Source organism: Acidovorax sp. GW458-11-26-14-TSB4 (genome assembly GCF_059423865.1).
This window is the reverse complement of sequence record NZ_JBWKYR010000022.1, coordinates 1-18,730: the sequence shown is the minus strand read 5'-3', so window position 1 is coordinate 18,730 and position 18,730 is coordinate 1. Positions and strand designations below refer to the sequence as shown.

General features: G+C 69.1%; 15 protein-coding genes. 7 read left to right on the top strand and 8 right to left on the bottom strand.

Features of this window, described 5'->3' with window-relative positions:
- The first annotated feature begins 2 nt into the window (after positions 1–2).
- Genes AC07X5_RS27450 through AC07X5_RS27440 form a run of 3 tightly spaced genes read left to right on the top strand, consistent with a single transcriptional unit; the run spans position 3 to position 3,041 of the window.
- Positions 3–1,064, top strand: coding sequence for an ABC transporter permease (locus AC07X5_RS27450; protein WP_494772715.1), 1,062 nt, complete (start codon positions 3–5; stop codon positions 1,062–1,064).
- Complete coding sequence (locus tag AC07X5_RS27445) at positions 1,058–1,858, top strand: ABC transporter ATP-binding protein (protein ID WP_494772714.1); 801 nt, start codon at positions 1,058–1,060, stop codon at positions 1,856–1,858. The genes AC07X5_RS27450 and AC07X5_RS27445 overlap by 7 nt, the downstream gene beginning before the upstream one ends.
- A gap of 10 nt (positions 1,859–1,868) precedes the next feature.
- Positions 1,869–3,041 (top strand): c-type cytochrome, encoded by a 1,173-nt coding sequence (locus AC07X5_RS27440; RefSeq protein ID WP_494772713.1) that lies wholly within the window; start codon positions 1,869–1,871, stop codon positions 3,039–3,041.
- Positions 3,042–3,056: 15 nt separating this feature from the next.
- Here the strand turns inward: AC07X5_RS27440 and AC07X5_RS27435 are convergent, their stop codons facing one another.
- The 4 genes from AC07X5_RS27435 to AC07X5_RS27420 form a co-directional block, all read right to left on the bottom strand.
- Positions 3,057–3,401, bottom strand: coding sequence for a hypothetical protein (locus AC07X5_RS27435; protein ID WP_409957137.1), 345 nt, complete (start codon positions 3,399–3,401; stop codon positions 3,057–3,059).
- Positions 3,402–3,407: 6 nt separating this feature from the next.
- Positions 3,408–3,572 (bottom strand): hypothetical protein, encoded by a 165-nt coding sequence (locus AC07X5_RS27430; RefSeq protein ID WP_007857987.1) that lies wholly within the window; start codon positions 3,570–3,572, stop codon positions 3,408–3,410.
- 106 nt (positions 3,573–3,678) lie between these two features.
- A complete protein-coding gene (locus AC07X5_RS27425) occupies positions 3,679–4,875 on the bottom strand; it encodes an amidohydrolase (RefSeq protein WP_494772712.1) in 1,197 nt (398 codons plus the stop codon).
- A gap of 8 nt (positions 4,876–4,883) precedes the next feature.
- Entirely contained in the window at positions 4,884–5,873 is a 990-nt protein-coding gene (locus tag AC07X5_RS27420; protein WP_494772711.1) for a Bug family tripartite tricarboxylate transporter substrate binding protein, read from the bottom strand.
- A 94-nt stretch (positions 5,874–5,967) separates the two neighbouring features.
- Here AC07X5_RS27420 and AC07X5_RS27415 point away from each other — a divergent pair, with 94 nt between their 5' ends.
- Positions 5,968–6,942, top strand: a complete 975-nt coding sequence (locus AC07X5_RS27415) for a LysR substrate-binding domain-containing protein (RefSeq protein WP_494772710.1) — start codon at positions 5,968–5,970, stop codon at positions 6,940–6,942.
- Positions 6,943–6,947: 5 nt separating this feature from the next.
- Here the strand turns inward: AC07X5_RS27415 and AC07X5_RS27410 are convergent, their stop codons facing one another.
- The 4 genes from AC07X5_RS27410 to AC07X5_RS27395 form a co-directional block, all read right to left on the bottom strand.
- Entirely contained in the window at positions 6,948–7,952 is a 1,005-nt protein-coding gene (locus tag AC07X5_RS27410; protein ID WP_494772709.1) for a tripartite tricarboxylate transporter substrate binding protein, read from the bottom strand.
- Positions 7,953–8,002: 50 nt separating this feature from the next.
- Complete coding sequence (locus tag AC07X5_RS27405) at positions 8,003–9,217, bottom strand: acyl-CoA dehydrogenase family protein (RefSeq protein ID WP_494772708.1); 1,215 nt, start codon at positions 9,215–9,217, stop codon at positions 8,003–8,005.
- A gap of 17 nt (positions 9,218–9,234) precedes the next feature.
- Positions 9,235–10,809 (bottom strand): AMP-binding protein, encoded by a 1,575-nt coding sequence (locus AC07X5_RS27400; RefSeq protein ID WP_494772707.1) that lies wholly within the window; start codon positions 10,807–10,809, stop codon positions 9,235–9,237.
- A 137-nt stretch (positions 10,810–10,946) separates the two neighbouring features.
- A complete protein-coding gene (locus AC07X5_RS27395) occupies positions 10,947–11,924 on the bottom strand; it encodes a LysR family transcriptional regulator (RefSeq protein WP_494772706.1) in 978 nt (325 codons plus the stop codon).
- A gap of 141 nt (positions 11,925–12,065) precedes the next feature.
- Between AC07X5_RS27395 and AC07X5_RS27390 the strand changes: the two genes are divergently transcribed.
- The 3 genes from AC07X5_RS27390 to AC07X5_RS27380 form a co-directional block, all read left to right on the top strand.
- The gene (locus AC07X5_RS27390) at positions 12,066–13,160 is read left to right on the top strand and encodes an LLM class flavin-dependent oxidoreductase (protein WP_494772705.1); all 1,095 of its coding nucleotides are present in this window, start codon (positions 12,066–12,068) and stop codon (positions 13,158–13,160) included.
- 344 nt (positions 13,161–13,504) lie between these two features.
- Positions 13,505–14,389: a sulfotransferase gene (locus AC07X5_RS27385; protein WP_494772704.1), complete on the top strand. Its 885-nt coding sequence runs from the start codon at positions 13,505–13,507 to the stop codon at positions 14,387–14,389.
- A partial coding sequence (locus tag AC07X5_RS27380; protein WP_494772703.1) for an Ig-like domain-containing protein occupies positions 14,386–18,730 on the top strand: 4,345 nt, incomplete at its 3' end. The genes AC07X5_RS27385 and AC07X5_RS27380, both read left to right, overlap by 4 nt.

Sequence of the window (18,730 nt, the reverse complement as noted above, 5' to 3'; positions counted from 1 at the left end):
CCATGAGCACCGTTGCCGATCACATCCTTCCCGCGCCGGCCGCCGTGTCGGCCGCACCGGCGCCCCGGGCTGCGGCGGTGGCTGCGCCGCTGCGCACTGCCTCTGCCCCCGCGTTCTGGTGGACCGGCCTGGCCGCCGCCGTCGCCTGGGCCGCACTGGGCCTCATCACCTACCTGTGGCCCAACAAGCCGGTCGGCTTCAGCGACTGGGCCTTCACCGAGGAGTTCGCCATCGGTGCAGGCGCCGTGGCGCTGGTCCTGGCGGTGCTGGCCTTCGTGCCGGGCGCGCTGGGCCGGGCCGGGCTCCGTGTGCGCAAGGCGGGCCCCTGGCTCGTGGCCCTGGCGCTGGGCTTTGCGGTCTGGGAGGTCTTCACGGCCAAGCTGGGCACCTTGCCGCCGCCTTTCTTCGCGCCGCCGCAAAGCCTGGTGGAGGTCTATGCCACCGATTGGGCGCGCCTGCTGGAGAGCGCGGGCGCATCGCTGCGCCTGCTGGCCCTGGGCATTGCCATTGGCGCCGCGGCGGGCTTTGTCACCGGCGTGCTGATCGGCTGGTCGCGCCAGGCCAGCTACTGGATCCACCCGGTGCTGCGCATCCTGGGGCCCGTGCCCACCACGGCGCTGCTGCCGGTGAGCTTCTATTTCTTTCCGTCGAGCTGGTCCACGGCGATCTTTTTGATCGCATTGGGAACGGCCTTCCCGGTGGCCATCCTCACCTGGTCGGGCGTGGCGGGTGTGCACAAGAATTATTACGACGTGGCGCGCACCATGGGCGCATCGCCCTGGTTCCTGGTGCTGCGCGTGGCCATACCGGCAGCTCTGCCCCAGGTCTTCGTGGGCCTGTTCATGGGCCTCGGAGCCGCGTTTTCCACCCTGGTCGTGGCCGAAATGCTGGGCGTGAAGGCGGGCCTGGGCTGGTACCTGACCTGGGCCCAGGGCTGGGCCGCCTATCCGAACATGTATGCGGCGCTGATCGTGATGGCGTTGCTGTTCTCGGGCGTGATCACCTTGCTGTTCGTGCTGCGCGACCGGGTGCTGTCCTGGCAGAAGGGGGTGGTGAAATGGTGAGCACTGTCGCTGCGGAGTCGACCGCTTCCAACAAGGTCATCGGCGCACGCATCGACGTGCGCAATGTCAGCCACTGGTTCGACCTGCCCGCCGGCCCGCTGCACGTCATCGACGAGCTGGACCTGTCGATCGTTCCTGGTGAATTCGTGGCCCTGCTGGGCCCCAGCGGCTGCGGCAAGAGCACCCTGCTGCGCCTGGTGGTGGGGCTGGAGCCCGCGACCACGGGTGAGCTGTTGCAGGATGGCAGCCCCATCACCGACCCCGATCCCTCGCGCATCGTGGTCTTCCAGGACCCGACGCTGTTCCCCTGGCGCACCGTGTGGGACAACGTCGCCCTGGGCCTGCAGGCACGCGGCATTCTGCGCCAGCAGCGCCACCGGGTGGACGAAGCCCTGCGCCTGGTCGGCCTGCAGGACTTCGCCCGGGCTTTCCCGCACCAGCTCTCGGGCGGCATGGCCCAGCGCGTGGCGCTGGCGCGGGCCCTGGTCAATGACCCGAGCCTCCTGGTGCTCGACGAACCGCTGGGCAAGCTCGATTCGCTCACGCGCCTGTCCATGCAGACCGAACTGGTGGACCTGTGGCAGCGCACGGGCTTCTCGGCCCTGCTCGTCACGCACGACGTGGAGGAGGCGCTGTTCATGGCGCAGCGCGTGGCGGTGTTCTCAGACCGGCCGGCGCGCATCCGGCAGGTGCTGGTGAACGATTTGCCCTACCCGCGCCACCGCGGCGACCCGCGCCTGGCGGAACTGCGCCGCGAGGCCCTGGCGCTGCTGGGGCTGGACGCCAGCTGGTAGTCCGCGCGCCTTGTCCCCGGACCTGTTGAACGGCCTGCTCGAAGGCCTGCATGCCGCGCAGCAGGGCCTGCGCGCTCTGCTGCACGCCCTGGGCTGGGCGCCCGAGATCCATGGCCAGCCCGGCTGGCCATTGGACCACCGCATTGCCGCCGAGATGCTGCTGGTGGACGCGGGCCACGCGCGGAGGGTGCTGTGGTCGCTGGCCTGCACGGGCACTGCGCTGGTGTTGCTGGCCGTGGCGTTGTCCTGGCGCCGTGCCCGCTGGCCGTTGGCGGCCCTGGCCATCACCGTGCTGGTGCTGGCCCCGTGGCCGCAGGCCCATCTGCTGCTGGCCCCGGCAGTGCCCACCAGCCTGCACCAGTCGCCCACCGGCTTCAGTGCCGCAGGCATCGTGCGTGGCCAGGCCACCTACCAGCAGCACTGCCTGCGCTGCCATGGCACCGACGGCCGGGGTGAGGGCCCCGACGCGCCGCAATTGGTGCAGTGGCCGCCCAACCTGAACGGCGCGCTGCTGTGGAAGCGACTCGACGGCGAGCTGTTCTGGCGCGTGCGCGAAGGCATGCACAACCGCGCGGGTGCGCGAACCATGCCCGGCACGGGCGCTGCGCTGAGTGAGGTGGAGATCTGGGAAGTGCTGGATTATCTGCAGGCCCATGCGGCCGGGCAGATGCTGCGCGAATCGGGCACCTGGGACCGCCCCGTGCGCCTGCCCGGCATGGCGCTGGACTGCCGCCTGGGGCGCTCGCGGCAGTCCAGCGACCTGGTGGGGCAGCGCGTGCGCGTGGCCGTGGCAGGGCCCGGCGTGGCGTCGGTGGCGGATGACCCGCGACTGGTCAGCCTTGTAGCCGGCACGTTGCCACAAGGGGCTGATCCTGAATGCTCACCGCAGGGCGACGCGAAGGCCGTGGAGCAGGCCCTGGCGCTGGTCCTCGGCATCCCGGCCGCCGAGCTGCCGGGCTACCAACTGATCGTGGACCGCGCGGGCTGGCTGCGCGCCCGCGGCCAGCCGGGCAAGGCGGCCTGGTCCGAGGAGGACCTGGTCTGCCGCTCCACCACGGTACCCCGGGCGCCTGCCGACGGGCCGGTGGCCGCCGGGGTGGGTCCAGGGGATGGGCTGGAGGCCCTGATCCGCCGCATGGACGCCGAACCGGTGCGGCTCACGCGCGGCGGATTCCCGCATTGAGGCGTGTCGCCACCCCTACCTGCGGCTCTTGCGGTACACGTCGCCCACGGAGTTGGTCAGCGATGCCTTGTCGGGCGCCACGCGCATGGTCATGGGCCGTTCCTTGCCGCCCGCGATGCAGGTCAGCAGCAGTACGCCGGCACCGGGTTGGTAGCGGCAGTTGGCATAGGCCTTCTGGCCGTCGCGCAGCACCACCGTGCCCTGCGCGTCGAAGTCCATGAAGTCATCGGTGAAGCCGGGCTTCTTGCGGTCTTCCGCGAGTTGCCAGGTGCCGGCCAGCCAGCCGGTTCCCTCCTGCGCCAGGGCGCTGCCGGCAAGTGACAGCAGGGCGATGCCCGCCAAGGTGCGTCGAATGTGCATGTCTGCTTACTCCTTGCGTCCCAGCGCGAAGTAGATGCCGCCCAGCACCAGGATGATGAGTGGCATGCCGATGGCCACGAAGCCCTGTGCCTGGACATGGCGCAGGTTGGCCAGCAGCCAGAGCCCGCCGACAGCCATGCCGGCGATTCCGGCCTGCGTCTTGCGGTTCATGGCACGCTCCTTGGGCCGGGCAGGCGACCGGCAGCTTCCCCTGTATTGCAGTGCATGGAATTCCCCTCTCTTGGTGGCTTGTCCATGCATTGTGCCGGGGCCGTGCTCAAGACTCCAGTGCGTTCAGCGTGAACGGCGCCGCCGTGAACATGCGCACGCCATGCTCCAGCGCATCCTCGTCGAAATCGAACAGGGGGTGGTGGTGTGGGTGGCAGATGTGCTTGGCCGCGCTGCGCGCACCGATCAGTGCGTAGGCGCCGGGGGCGTGCTCGGTGAAGGCACTGAAATCCTCGCTGTTGGGCAGCGGGTTCATGGTGTGCAGGGGCACGTCGGGCAGGGCCTCGCGCACGGCGGCGCGCAGGGCGGCGGCGGTGGCCGGGTCGTTGACCACCGGGCGGTAGCCATGCACGTAGTCCAGCTCCACCGTGGCGCCATGGGCCTGGGCCACGCCGCGTGCGATGCGTTCGATGGCCTGTGGAACCCGCGCGCGCACCTCGGGCGAGTAGCAGCGCACCGAGCCCGACAGCTCCGCGCTGTCCGGGATCACGTTGAAGGCCGAGCCGGCCTGGAACCTGGTGACCGAGAGGATCAGCGCCTCGTGCGCATCGGTGTTGCGCGCCACCACGGCCTGCAGGTTGGCCACGATCTGCGCGCCGATCCAGATCGGGTCGATGCACTTGTCGGGGTTGGCCGCATGGCCGCCCTTGCCCTGCACGCGCAGGATGAAGCGGTCGGAACTGGCCAGCGTGGGCCCGTCGAGCACCACGATGCGGCCCGTGTCCACGGTGGACATCACATGGGCCGAGACGATGCGGTCCACGCCCTGCATCACGCCGGCATCCACCATCTGCTGGGCGCCACCGGGGTGTTGTTCCTCTGCGTGCTGAAAGAAGAAGCGCACCTCGCCCGGCAGCTGCTGGCGCAGCCCGGCCAGCAGGCGCGCCGCGCCCAGCAGCATGGAGGCATGGCCGTCGTGCCCGCAGGCATGCATGGCGCCGGGCCGGGCCGAGGCGTAGTCGCAGGTCTTCTGGTCGTGGATGGGCAGGGCGTCGATGTCGGCGCGGATGGCCAGCACCTTGCCGGGCAGGGCTCCGCGCAGTGCTGCGACCAGGCTGGTGGGGGTAGGGCGGTGGATGGCCAGGCCGTCGATCTGGCGCAGCTCGCGCTCCAGGAAGTCGGCCGTGTCGAGCTCCTGGAACGACAGCTCGGCATGGCGGTGCATGTGGCGGCGCCAGGCCACGACCTGGGGATGCTGGGCGCGCGCCTGTTCGGTGATGGTGGCTATCAGTTGTTGGGTGGACATGGCGCGGCTCACTCCATCTCGATCTTGCGGGCCTGCACCACCTTGCGCACGCGCGTGAGGCTGCTGCCGATCAGGGCGCCGAACTGCTCTGGCGTGCCGGCGATGGACTCGGCGCCCAGTTCTTTCAGGCGTGCCTGCAGGGCCGGGTCCTTCAGCGCTTCGGCCGCGGCGGCGTTGAGCCTGGCCACAATGGCCGGGGGCGTCTTGGCCGGCGCCACCAGGCCGAACCAGGTGATGGCGATCTCGTTGAGGTCGGCATGGCCCAGCTCCTTGAAGGTGGGCACGTGGGGCAGGGCGGCCAGACGCTTGTCGGCCGCGACGACGAAAGGCACCAGCTTGCCGGCCTTGATGTAGGGGGCGGACGAGGGGTACTGGTCGCTCAGCAACTGGGTTTCACCGCCCAATGCGCCCGTGATCACCGGGCCCATGCCCTTGTAGGGCACATGGCGCACCTGGATCTTGAGCTCATCGTTCATGGCCTCGATGATCAGGTGGCCGATGGAGCCCGTGCCGGGCGAGCCCGCGTTGAGCTGGTCGGGCTTGCTGCGCGCCAGGGCCACCACGGCGGGCAGCGTATCCACCTTGAGGCTGGGGTGCACCGAGAACACCGAGGGGATGGAGGCCAGCGCGGTGATCGGCGCGAAATCCTTGAGCGGATCGGTGCGTGAGGCCTTGAGCAGCACAGGGTTCACGGCCAGCGTGCTCACCGTGCCCACGCCGATGGTGTAACCGTCGGGGGCCGAGCGCGCCACTGCCTCGGCGCCGATGGCACCGCCCGCGCCGGCGCGGTTGTCCACCACCACCGACTGGCCCAGCGACTTCTGCATGCGGTCGGCCACCAGGCGCGCCACGATGTCGGTGGAGCCGCCGGGGGCGAAGGGCACGATCAGCTTCACGGGCTTGTCGGGGTAGGCCTGAGCCCCGGCGGAAAGCGGCAGGGCGGTGGCGCAAAGGCTGGCCAGCAGCACGGCGCGGCGGGTGGAGATCAGGTGGGTCATGGTCACAAAGGCTTGCCAGGAATGATGGGCCGATTGTGCTGGCTGGATATTGGCATGGCCAATAGAATTTAGCGGTTATCTATTGGAATTGCTTATGGAAAACACGAAACAGCCTGCAACCGGCCCCGGCGTATTGTTCAACCGCCTGCTCGCCCGCGGCCGCCTGCGGCACCTGCAGCTGCTCGCCGCCCTGGCGGACGCCGGCAGCGTGCAGCGCGCGGCCTTGGCTGTGGGCATGAGCCAGCCGGCCGCCACCCAGGCCTTGGCAGATTTGGAAGACCTGCTGCAGGCCCCCTTGTTCGAGCGCCACAACCGCGGTGTGCGGCCCACACGGTTCGGCGAGGCGGTGGTGCCCGTGGCGCGCAATGTGCTGCAGGCCTTGCGCGCCACCACCGAAACCCTGTCGGCCCTGCAGGCGGGCGCCCAGGCCTTTCTGCGCCTGGGCTGCATCCCGGCGGCGGCCTCGGGCCTGCTGGCCCGCGCGCTGCCGGCACTGCTGCAGGCGCAGCCGGGGCTGCAGGTGGAGCTGATCGAGGAGAACATGGTGCACCTGCTGCCCGAGCTGGCCGCGGGCCGGCTCGATGCCGTGGTCTGCCGCCGCCCGCAGGACGTGCCCGCCCCCTGGCAGTTCGAGCTGCTGCAGGCTGATGCACCCGCGGTGGTCGCCGCACCCGGGCATCCGCTGGCGCGCCTGCGCAGCGTGGCGCTGGGCCGGCTGGTGGGGCTGCCCTGGGTGCTGCCGCCGCAGGGCATGGGCGTGCGCGACTATTACGACCGGCTGTGGGCCGGCCATGCGCAGCAGCCTGCGCTGTACCCCCTGGCCACCACGGCACTGCCGGTGGTGCTGGAGGCCCTGCGCAGCACGGACGCGGTCAGCCTGATGCCGCAGAGCATTGCCCAGACGCTGGTGGACACGGGCGTGGCCGTGGCCCTGAACGTCAGGCTGCCGGAGGCGCTGGAGTCCTCGCTGCAAGGGCTGGGCCTGTTGACCACCGGCTTGGCAGATGGCCCAGCCCTGGCAGCCCTGCGCCAGCGGCTGCGCGCTGCCGGCGGCGACCGGCCTGGGTAATCTGCCTACATGGGCTCGATCTGCGCCTTCTTCATCATCGCCTCGGTCAGCAGCATCTCCTTGGTGAAGTTGCGCCTGTAGGCTTCGGCGTCCATGGGGGTGACCATGCCGCCTTGCTCCTCCAGTGCGGCAATGACGGCCGGCTGGCGCAGCGCCTTCTCGAAGGCGGCGCGCATGCGCGCCACGATGGGCTCGGGCGTGCCGGCAGGCACCGACACGCCGCCCCATGAGGTGAGTTCCACCCCGCGCACGCCCAGTTCGGTCAGCGTGGGCACCTGGGGCAGCTTGGGGTTGCGGCGCGTGCCGGCAATCGCCAGGGCGCGCAGCTTGCCGGCCTGGATGTTGGAGTACGCCACCGAGAAGATGGGCGCGCCAAAGGTGACCTGCCGGCCCATCACGGCATTGACAATCTCTGACGCGCCCTTGTAGGGCACATGCGTGACCTGCACGTCCACGGTGCTGAGCAGCAGCTCCACCCCCAGGTGCGAGGGCGTGCCCACGCCGCCCGAGGCGTAGTCGAGCTTGCCCGGTGCCGAGCGTGCCTTGGCCAGCAGGTCGTCCAGCGAGCGGATGTCCGACGCCGCGTTGACGATGAGCACGATGTCCGCGCTGGTCAGGCCCATCACGTGCTGGAAGTCCTTGAGCGCGTCGTAGCCCGGCGCCTTGTACATGTGCATGCTGGCGGCCATGGGGGCGCTGGAGTAGATCCAGGTGTAGCCGTCGGGCGCGGCCTTGGCCACCTGGCGCGCGCCCAGGTTGCCGCCCACGCCACCCCGGTTCTCGATCACCACGGGCTGGCCCAGCTCGCGGCCCACGGCCTCGTGGACGATGCGCGCCGTGGTGTCGGGCGCCGTGCCCGCGAGGAAGGGCACGACCCACTTGATGGGGCGTGCAGGCCAAGGCTCCGCGGCCCCTGCGTTGCCCAGGCAGAGCAGGGCGGGTGCAGGAACGAGGGCTGCGGCCAGGCTCTGGCCGAGGAACTGCCGGCGCTGCAGTGTGTTTGCTGTCATGGTCTTTGTCTCCTTCTTTATAGTGGAATCGAATCCGGGCGCTCGCAAGCTCAGGCCTGGGGTGCCAGCAGTTCCTTGGCAATGGTGTTGCGCTGGATCTCGCTGGTGCCTGTGAGCACGCGGTACATGCGCAGCATGCGGAACAGAAACTCCACACGCCGCCCCTGCACGATGCCCTCGCCGCCGTGGATCTGCACGGCCCGGTCGGCCACACGAAATGCGGTCTCGGAGCAGAACAGCTTGGCCATCGAGGCCTCGGCCCGCGCCTGGCTGCCCGCGTCGATCTGGCGTGCCGTGCCCAGCATCAGCGCGCGGGCCGCGCACAGCTCGGTCGCCATGTCGGCCAGCAGATGCTGGATGGCCTGGAAGTCGCCGATGGCGCGGCCGAACTGACGGCGCTGCAGCGCGTAGTCACGTGCATCGCGCAAGGCCACCTGGGCCAGGCCCAGCATGGCCGGGCAGTGCAGCAGCCGGTTCACGGTGATGCGCCCCAGCGCCAGCGCCAGGCCCCGGCCGGGCTCGCCGATCTGGTTGGCGGCCGGTACGCGGCAGCCTTCGAGCACGATATCGCCGGTGGACGATTGGCCGGCCATGGTCTTGTAGCCGGTCTCCACGCGCACGCCCGGGGCGTGGAGATCCACGAAGAAGGCGGTGACCTCGCGCTCGGCCGGGGCGCTGGCCGTGGAAGCCATCAGCACCGCATAGTCGGCGAACGGCGAGCCCGAGATGAAGCGCTTGCGCCCATCGATCACGAAGCTGTCGCCATCGCGCACCGCGCGCGTCTGCACCGCGCCCGCGTCCGATCCGGCCTCGGCCTCGGTCAGTGCAAAACAGATGGCCTTGTCGGCCCGGGCCACCGGCACGATGAACTGCTGCAGCTGGTAACGGGTGGCCTGGCGCGCCAATGCCCCCACGCGGGGCGGGCCGCTCAGTTCGCCGAACACATGGGGCGCAAAGGGCGAGCCGCTGGCGTAGATGGCCTCCTTGATGAGCACATGGTCCAGCACCGAAAGGCCCAGGCCGCCCATGGCCGTGGGTAGGGTCATGCCATAGAAACCCAGTTCGTGCGAGCGCTTCCACACCTGCTGCAGCAGGGCGCGGTCGGCGCCCTGCTCATGGTCGATGCCATGCTCGCGCGCCAGTGCGGTCAGTTCGCCGTACAGGAACTCGTTGATGCGGCCGATGAGCTCGGCTGCGCGCTCCGAGCCTTCGAAGGGCACGTTGAACAGCGGGGCGGGAATGGGGTTGATGGAATCGGTTTTCATGCCTGTCGTCCTCGTATTCAGTTCACCATGCGGGTGTGGCCGGTCCAGTAGTTGGCCTGGATCGCCTTGCGCATCACCTTGCCATTGGGGTTCTTGGGCAGCGAGGGCACGAACTCGATGTGCCGGGGCCGCTTGAAGCCACCCAGCAGCGGTGCGCAGAAGCGGGCGATGGCCTCGGCGTCCGCATGGCGGCCGGGCTTGAGCACCACGTGCGCGGCCACTGCCTCGCCCCATTTGTCGTCAGGGATGGCGAACACGCAGGCATCGGCCACGGCTTCGTGCTGGTAGAGCACGGCCTCCACTTCCGAGGGGTAGACGTTGAAGCCGCCGCTGATCACCATGTCCTTCTTGCGGTCCACGATGTAGACATAGCCCTCGTCGTCGGCCCGTGCCAGGTCGCCCGTGTGGTAGCGGCCGTCCTTGAGCACCTCGGCCGTGAGCTCGGGCGCGCGCCAGTAGCCGGCGAAGACATCGGGCCCGCTGACCACGATCTCGCCGATCTCGCCCTGGGCCACGGGCTGGCCCTCGTCGTCCACGATCTCCACCAGCGATTCGAGGAAGGGCCGGCCGCACGAGGCCAGGCGCTCGGGCAGGGCGGCGCGGGCGAACAGGTGGTCTTCCACCGACAGGCCGCACACGCCCGAGGTCGTCTCACCGGCCCCGTAGCCCTGCGACAGCACGGGGCCGAACACGTCCATGGCGCGCAGGATGCGCGCGGGCGCCATGGGCGCTGCCCCGTAACCCAGGCGCAGCAGGTCGGGCAGGGGACGGTACTGGCCCTCCAGCTCGGCCAGCAGCATGTTGATCATGGTGGGCACCATGAAGGTATGGGTCACGCGCTCGGCACGCATCTCGGCGATGAAGCGGCCGGGCTCGAAGCCCGAGAACAGGCGGATGGTGGTGCCGCTGCACAGCGCCGGCACCAACTGCATGCCCGAGGCATGGGTGACCGGCCCCACCAGGCCGAGCAGGTGGCCTGCGCGCATGCCGTCCGAGCGCATGAGGAACTTGCGCAGCTGCGCCAGGCGGTTGCCGAAGGTCTGCATGGCCGCCTTGAGCACGCCGGAGGAGCCCGAGGTGTAGTGCAGCACTGCCACCTCGTCGGCCGTGACGCGCTCGGCCGTGAAGATGTCGCTGGCGGCGGCCAGTGCGGCTTCGTAGGATGTGCCGGCCGGCCCGTCGAGCAGCAGCAGGCGCGGCATGGGGCCTGCGATGTGAGAGCGGAAGGACTCGGCGCGCTCCGCCGTGGTCACGATCACTGCGGCATCGCTGTTGGCCGTGATCGCACCCACTTCGGCAGGCGACAGGCGGGCGTTGAAGGGGGCCTTGATGAAGGCGCCCTTGTAGCAGGCCAGCTCGATCTCGACGATCTCGGTGCAGTTGGGCAGGTAGATGCCCACACGGTCGCCGCGCGCCAGCCCCATGCCGCGCAGGGCGTTGGCCAGGCGGTTGGAGCGTTGCTCCAGCTCGGCATAGGTGAGGCTGCGCGTGGCGCTGGTGACGGCGAGTTGCCGGGCAAAGGCCCGCGTGCTGCGCGAGACGAGTTCGCCGACGTTGGCGATGAAGGCGGGGTGGGGTGCAGGCTGTGGCATGTGTCTCCTGGGCTCGCCATGTCCGTGGCGGCATGGCGTGGAGCCACTGTTCCAGAAGTCGGGGCCTTGCGGGAAATACCGTTTGTTGATGCCAGCCCATCAAAAAGATTGATGGCCTGGCCCGCGGGTAGCGCCTGTCAGGCCTGCAGCTCGGCCCGCCAGATGCCTTCGCGCACCATGCGTGTGGTTTCCTGCCTGAGCGCATCGATGACCACCTGCGTCACCGCATCCACCGGCCGGTCGGCCGCGGTGGCCAGGTGGTAGCTGCGCTGCAGCTGGGGGCGCACTACGCGTGCCACCACCCAGCCCTCGCGGTTCGGGTGCGGGCTGTCGGCGAGGGAACAGGCGGGCGTGAAGGTGAAGCCGGCACCGCACTGGTAGAGCGAGCGGATGACCCGGGCCGAGTCGTGTTCGTGCACCACGTTCAGGGCCACGCCCAGGCTGGCGGCAGCTTCCTCCACGTTCTGGCGGATCGAAAAGCGCCGGGACTGCAGCACCAGCGGCAATTGCGCCGCCTGGGCGAAGTCGATTTCTGGATGCTCTGCCCCCGCGCCGCGCCGGCGTGCGGGGCGGCGCAGCAGCGGTGCCACCATGCCATCGGTGTCCTGGCCGCAGATGTAGATCGATTCGCGCACCAGCGGAGCGCAGCGCAGCCCGTCGACCTGGGGCGTGTCCACCAGGATGCCCACGTCGGCGCGACGGTCCAGCATGGCCTTGCGCACCACCAGGCTCAAATCGTCCAGCACGAACACGCGGATGCGCGGGTGGCTGCGCTTGAGCGCCGCGAGCACCGGCCCGAGCAACAGCGAGGCCAGTAGAAAGGGCGCCGCCACCGTCACCGAGCCCTCGGGCCCCTGCGGCAGGCGCTGGATGCGCTCGCGCACGGCCTCGGCGTCCGAGAGCAGACGCCGTGCGTCCTCGTACAGCTGCATGCCGGCGGGCGTGGGCGTCACCCCGGCATGCGAGCGGTCGAACAGCTGCGTGCCCAGCTCGGCCTCGAGCTTCTTGATCTGCGCGGTGAGCGCCGGCTGGGCCACATAGAGCGAACCGGCTGCGCGCGACAGGCTGCCCGCTTCGAGCACGGTGATGAAGTAGCGGAGGGTGCGCAGATCCATGGCATGACTCTACCTCGGTGGCAGGCGGCGCAGGCCATGTATGCGTCCACCGAGTTTGCAAACGCGGTTTTCTTCGTTGGCAGGGCGGGGCAGTCTCCTGATGATGGCCGAAGTCCCCATTCCCTCATCCAGGAGCCCGCTATGCCCGTCCAGTTCATCGGCATGATCCAGCCGCACGAAGTCTCTGAAACCATTGCCCGCAAAGGCCCCGCCGTGGACTCCGCCTATGTGCGCGTGTTCGCCCAGGCGCATGAGCATGCGGGCTTCGACCGCATCCTGGTGCCGGCCAGCTCGTCGAGCCCTGACACGCTGCTCACGGTGGCCTACGCGGCCTCGGTCACCGAGACGATCGGCTTCCTGCTGGCGCACCGCCCGGGCTTTGTCGCGCCCACGCTGGCCGCGCGCCAGTTGGCCACGCTGGACCACTACACCGGTGGCCGACTGGCCGTGCACTACATCAGCGGCGGCTCCGACGAGGACCAGCAGCGCGACGGCGACTTCCTGGACCATGACCAGCGCTACGCCCGTACCGATGAGTACCTGGATCTGCTGCGCCGCGTGTGGACGGCCGACAAGCCCTTCGACCACGAGGGTGCCCACTACCGCGCCAAGGGCGTGTGGTCCGAGGTCAAGCCGCTGCAGCAGCCCTATGTGCCCATCTACTTCGGCGGCGCCTCGGCGCCCGCGCTGCAGGTGGCCGGCAAGCATGCCGACGTGTATGCCCTGTGGGGCGAGTCGCTGGCCCAGGCCGGCGACCTGGTGCGCCGCGTGCGCGCCGAGGCCACGCTGCACGGCCGCGAAGTGCAGTTCAGCATCTCGTTCCGCCCCATCCTGGGCAAGACCGAGGAAGAGGCGTGGGCGCGCGCCGACCAGATCCTCGAGGACACGCGCCGCCTGCGTGTGCAGCAGGGCTACTCGCGCGGCACAGGCCCGCAGCAGAGCGAGGGCGCCCAGCGCCTGCTGGCCGACGCCGCCAAGGGCGACCGCGTGGACGAGCGCCTGTGGACGGCCATTGCGCGCGAGATCGGCGGGCGCTCCAATTCCACTTCGCTCGTGGGCACGCCCGAACAGGTGGCCGATGCCTTGCTCAAGTACTACGACCTGGGCATCACCACTTTCCTGATCCGCGGCTTCGACCCGCTGGTGGACGCGATCGACTATGGCCGCGAGCTGCTGCCCCTGGTGCGCGCCAGGGTGGCCGAGCGCGACCGCCAGGTGGCGTTGAAGGTCGCCTGATACCGGCGGCATCCGCCGGCTGCGCGCACTGCCGCCCTGAAGAGGAAGGGGCGGGCGGTGTGCGCTGCCGCGCGTGTGCAGGTGCTCTTCCCGCCCGCCCACTGGGGCAGGGCTGCCATGCCAGCCCTGCGTAACGGCTTTCCTGGTGCATCGTGGTCATCTAAAGATTGACCGGCAGCGCAATTTCCCCTATTTTCAGCCAATGGCCTGGAGGTCTGCTTGACCTTCGGGCGACATTGTCGCGCGCTGTTTCTTTCTGGAAGTCCCTGGTCGTTGGGCCGCATGTACGCTGGCCGGGCCTGGGCCGGTGCCATGCGGGTCATTTGCCTTGGTCCCGCCTTTTCATGACCGAACCCTACATGCCCACCTCTGCCAGCAGTGCCCCCCAATACCACTTCATCACGGGCCTGCCACGGGCTGGCTCCACACTGCTGTCGGCACTGCTGCTGCAAAACCCCCGCTTCCATGCGGGCATGACCAGCCCCGTGGGGGCGCTGTACTCGGGCATGCTGCACCAGTTCGGCGCGGGCACCGAGTTCGGGCCCATCATCACCAAGGAGGAACGTCGGCGCCTGGTGCGTGGGCTGTTCGATTCCTACTACGCGGTGCATGCCGACAAGGCGGTGGTATTCGACACCAACCGCATGTGGTCGGCGCACATGCCCATGCTGATGGACCAGTTCCCGGGGTCCAAGCTCATCGCCTGCGTGCGCAATGTGGCCTGGGTCATGGACAGCATCGAGCGCCAGTATGCGGCCGACCCCTACGAGATCACCCGCCTGTTCAACGACGACAACGAGCGCGCCACCATCTACAGCCGCGTCGACACCCTGGCCCAGCGCAACCGCATGGTGGGCTATCCGTGGACCGCGCTCAAGGAGGCCTTCTATGGGGAGCATGGCGCCTCGCTGCTGCTGGTGGACTACGACCTGCTGGCCCAGGCCCCGCAGAAGGTCATCCCGCTGATCTACCAGTTCATCGGCGCCGAGCCGTTCGAGCACGATTTTCAGAATGTGCGCTATGACGCGCCCGATTTCGACGTGCCCCTGGGCATGCGCGGGCTGCACAAGGTGCGCCAGGTGGTGGGCTTCCAGTCCCGCAAGACCATCTTGCCGCCCGACCTGTTCCAGCAGTACGCCAAGCTGTCCTTCTGGATCGATTCTGCGGGCAGCCGTGCCAACGTCATCACTGCCAAACTGGCCCCCGAGGCCGCTGGAGCCCAAGCATGATCCCCGACACCCTGAGCTCTCCCGTGGCCGACCCCACCCTGGCACCCCTGCAGGTGGTGTTCGTGGATTCGACCCTGCCGCAATGGCGCGACCTGCTCAAGGATGTGCCCGCCGGGGCCGAGGTCGTGGTGCTGGATGCGGCGAAGAACGGCGTGGGCCAGATGGCCGACTACCTCAAGGACAAGGCCAACGTCGGTTCGGTCCACATCCTGTCCCACGGGGGCGATGGCTACCTGCTGCTGGGCAACACCATGCTGTCGTCGCACAACATCGACGACTACCAGGGAAAGCTGGCCACCATCAGCCATGCCCTGGCTCCAGGCGGCGACATCTTTCTGTACGGCTGCGATGTCGCCCAGAGCCAGGTCGGCGTGGACTTCGTCAACCAGCTGTCCCAGCTCACAGGGGCCGATGTGGCGGCGTCTACCAACGGCACCGGCGCAGGCGGGGACTGGGTGCTCGAGTACCAGAGTGGCGAGGTCGAAGAGCCATCCCTGTCGGCCGACAGCTACCAGTTCGACCTGGCCACCATCAAGGTGACCAATCTCAATGACAGTGGCGCCGGTTCCCTGCGGGCCGCCGTGGCGTCTGCCACCGGCAATGGTGCGGTCGACACCATCGTCTTCGACCCTGCCCTGTTCGCCAGCGGCATGGCCACCATCACGCTGACTTCGGGCGCGCTGGATGTGCACGGCACCTCGGACCTCGATGCCTTCAACATTGTGGGCCCGGGCGAGGGCCTGCTGACCATCAGCGGCAACAACAGTTCGCGGATCTTCGTGGCCGATAGCGCGGTTGGTGGCGGCGCCTACACTCCGAACACGTCGAGCCTCTCGATATCAGGCATGACGCTGACCAATGCCAACAACGCCGGCAGTGCCCGGCAGGACTTCGGTGGCGGCGCCATCCTGTCCTACTATTCCGGCGCATTGACGCTGGACCACGTGCGCATCACCGGCAGTACCTCGGTGGGCAACGGCGGCGGTGTCACGTTCTCGGACTCCAGTGCCAACCTCTCCATCACCAACTCCACCATGTCCGGCAACACGGCGACGGGGACCAATGCCTACGGTGGCGGTCTGTCCGCATTCACGGGCTCCGGCAACATTGCCATCGACAGCAGCACCCTGTCGGGCAACACCAGCTACCGCGGGGGCGGGGGCGGCCACATCTCGACCAATGGCGGCACGTTCAGCATCGTCAACACCACGGTGGCCAACAACACCAGCAATTCGACGGGCAGCAACACGCTGGGGGGTGGCGGCCTGTTGATCATGGCGGGCGGCGGAAGCGGTTCCATCACCAATTCGACCGTTGTCGGAAACCACGTCAATGCCTCGACGCTCGCTGCGGCGTTCGACGGGGGCGGCATCGCGACCAACAACGCCAACATCGCGTTCAAGAACACCCTGGTGGCCAACAACACCAGTGCCACGAACGTGGCCGCCCACCAGAACCTGGTGCTGGGCCAGAACACCACGGGCACGGGCAGCAACAACCTGCTGCTGAGCACGGGGGCCTACAGCACGGCCACCAACTCCCTCACCGGCACCATCACCACGCTGGGCAGTGCGCTGGGCACGCTGTCGCACAACGCCGGGGCGGTCCAGACCATCGCCCTCACGGCGGGCAGCAACGCCATATCGGCCGGCATCACCACGGGCGTGCCGACGCTGGATGCGCGCGGCTTCGGCCGCGGGGGCACCACCGACATCGGCGCCTTCGAGTTCAGCGAGAACGACACCTTTCACTTCACCGGCGTCACCTCTCCCGCCAACGGCGTCGTCGATGTGCCCGTGGGCTATGACCTGTTCATCGAGTTCGGCCATGGCGTTTCAGCCGTCGCGGCGAAGAACATCACGATCTACCGGCAGTCGGACAACGCGGTGCTGGAAACCATTGCAGCCAATGACAGCACCAAGGTCACGTTCAGCAGCGGAACCGGCGGGGCCAACAGCAAGGTCACCATCAATCCCACGGCCAACCTCGACGGTCTGACAGCCTACTACGTGCTGGTCGACAGCGGTGCCTTCCAGGATGGCTCGGGCAACGCCTTCAACGGCATTTCCAGCACCAGCGCCTGGACCTTCACCTCGGCAGTGGTTCCGCCGCCGACCGTCACGGGCGTCACCTCCATCACCCCCGATGGCGCCTACAAGGCCGCGGGCACCGTCTCCGTGCAGGTGACGTTCAACGAAGCCGTCAACGTGACGGGCACGCCGCAGCTGACGCTGGAAACCGGTACGACCGACCAGATCGTCAACTACGTCTCTGGCGGCGGCACCGCCACCCTGACCTTTGTCTATACCGTGCAGGCCGGCGATGCCAGCCCCGATCTGGACTACCTGTCCACGGCAGCCCTCGCTTTCAATGGCGGCACCATCAAGAGCGTGGCCACAGGCCAGGATGCCATCCTCACGCTGGCGGCGCCTGGTGCGGCCAATTCGCTGGGCGCCAACAAGGGTATTGTGATCGACACCGTCGCCCCCGTCGCCCCCAGCACCCCCGACCTGGCGACCGCCAGCGACACCGGCAGCTCCAGCACCGACAACCTCACCGCCAACACCACCCCCGTCATCACCGGCACGGCCGAGGCAGGCGCCACCGTCACCCTGTACGACACCGACGGCACCACCGTGCTGGGCACGGCCACAGCCACCGGCGGCAACTGGTCCATCACCAGCAACACCCTGGCGCCCGGCGCGCACACCCTGACCGCCAAGGCCACCGATGCCGCCGGCAACACCGGCCCGGCCTCCAGCCCGCTGACCGTCACCATCGACACGGCAGCCCCTCCCGCTCCCTCGGTCGCCGTCCTGGCGGCTGGCAGCGATTCAGGCGCCTCCGCCACCGACAACATCACCAGCGTCACCACACCGGTGCTCACCGGCACCGCCGAAGCCGGCGCCACCGTCACCCTGTACGACACCGACGGCACCACCGTGCTGGGCACGGCCACGGCCACCGGCGGCAACTGGTCCATCACCAGCAACACCCTGGCGCCCGGCGCGCACACCCTGACCACCAAGGCCAGGGATGCGGCAGGCAACGTGAGCTCTGCCTCCACGGGGCTGGTGGTCACCATCGACACCAGCATTGCCCAGCCCTCCGCCCCGGATCTGGCACCGGCCAGCGACTCGGGCACGTCTTCGACGGACAACATCACCAACGTCGCCACGCCGGTGATCACCGGCACGGCCGAGGCCGGCAGCACCGTCACCCTGTACGACACCGATGGCACCACCGTGCTGGGCACGGCCACGGCCACCGGCGGCAACTGGTCCATCACCAGCACCACCCTGGCGGCCGGCGCGCACACCCTGACCACCAAGGCCACGGACCTGGCGGGCAATACCAGCGTGGCTTCCAGCAGCCTGGCCGTCACCATCGACACCACCGCGCCCGCGGCTTCTTCCCCGCCGAACCTGGATGCAGGCAGCGATACCGGCGCCTCCAGCACCGACAACATCACTGCAGCAACCACCCCTGCCTTCTCGGGCACGGCCGGCCTGAACGCCAACGTCACCCTGTACGACACCGATGGCACCACCGTACTGGGCAGCACCACCGCCGATGGCGCAGGCAACTGGACCATCACCAGCATCGCCCTGGCCGCCGGCGCCCATACGCTGACCACCAAATCCTCGGACGCGGCGGGCAACTTCAGCACCGCATCGCTGGGCCTTGCCGTGACCATCGATCCGAATGCACCGGCCTTCGCTTCGGCCAGCGTCAACGGCAGTGCGCTGGTGCTCACCTACACCGATGCGGGCACGCTCGATGCCGTCAACACCGCGGCGCCGGGGGGCTTTGCCGTGATGGTGGGGGCCGTGGCCAACGTGGTCACGGCCGTGGCGGTCAACCCCACCGCCAAGACCGTCACCCTGACCCTGACCACCGCAGTGGCCCATGGCGATGCGGTGACCGTGGCCTACAACGACCCCAGCGGTGCCAACGATGCCAATGCCATCCAGGACGCGGCCGGCAACGATGCCGCCAGCCTGGCTGCCACGGCGGTCACCAACAACACCCCGGCGCCCGATCCCGGCACGCCGCCCACCCCACCGGGCACCCCCATCGACGGCGTGCCCGTGACCACCGAGCCCGGCCCCGGCGGCTCCACCGTCGTCACCATCCCGGTGGTCACCCCCACCCGCCCCGACACCCCCGGCACCAGCACCCCGCTGGCCGACATCCCCCTGGTCACCTCGCCCAGCGGTACCCCCATCGTCTCGGTCAGCGTGCCCACGGGCGTGGGCCTGCAGGCCGAGGGCCTGACCACCACCACCGCCGGCTCGGCCGCCCTGGCCGAACTCGGCTTCCGCATCGAGCGCATTGCCG

Bases quoted from the DNA above. Each gene is read 5' to 3' on its own strand.
- AC07X5_RS27450 (WP_494772715.1), top strand. From the start codon at position 3: ATGAGCACCGTTGCCGATCACATCCTTCCCGCGCCGGCCGCCGTGTCG.
- AC07X5_RS27445 (WP_494772714.1), top strand. From the start codon at position 1,058: ATGGTGAGCACTGTCGCTGCGGAGTCGACCGCTTCCAACAAGGTCATC.
- AC07X5_RS27435 (WP_409957137.1), bottom strand. From the start codon at position 3,401: ATGCACATTCGACGCACCTTGGCGGGCATCGCCCTGCTGTCACTTGCC.
- AC07X5_RS27430 (WP_007857987.1), bottom strand. From the start codon at position 3,572: ATGAACCGCAAGACGCAGGCCGGAATCGCCGGCATGGCTGTCGGCGGG.
- AC07X5_RS27425 (WP_494772712.1), bottom strand. From the start codon at position 4,875: ATGTCCACCCAACAACTGATAGCCACCATCACCGAACAGGCGCGCGCC.
- AC07X5_RS27420 (WP_494772711.1), bottom strand. From the start codon at position 5,873: ATGACCCACCTGATCTCCACCCGCCGCGCCGTGCTGCTGGCCAGCCTT.
- AC07X5_RS27415 (WP_494772710.1), top strand. From the start codon at position 5,968: ATGGAAAACACGAAACAGCCTGCAACCGGCCCCGGCGTATTGTTCAAC.
- AC07X5_RS27410 (WP_494772709.1), bottom strand. From the start codon at position 7,952: ATGACAGCAAACACACTGCAGCGCCGGCAGTTCCTCGGCCAGAGCCTG.
- AC07X5_RS27405 (WP_494772708.1), bottom strand. From the start codon at position 9,217: ATGAAAACCGATTCCATCAACCCCATTCCCGCCCCGCTGTTCAACGTG.
- AC07X5_RS27400 (WP_494772707.1), bottom strand. From the start codon at position 10,809: ATGCCACAGCCTGCACCCCACCCCGCCTTCATCGCCAACGTCGGCGAA.
- AC07X5_RS27395 (WP_494772706.1), bottom strand. From the start codon at position 11,924: ATGGATCTGCGCACCCTCCGCTACTTCATCACCGTGCTCGAAGCGGGC.
- AC07X5_RS27390 (WP_494772705.1), top strand. From the start codon at position 12,066: ATGCCCGTCCAGTTCATCGGCATGATCCAGCCGCACGAAGTCTCTGAA.
- AC07X5_RS27385 (WP_494772704.1), top strand. From the start codon at position 13,505: ATGACCGAACCCTACATGCCCACCTCTGCCAGCAGTGCCCCCCAATAC.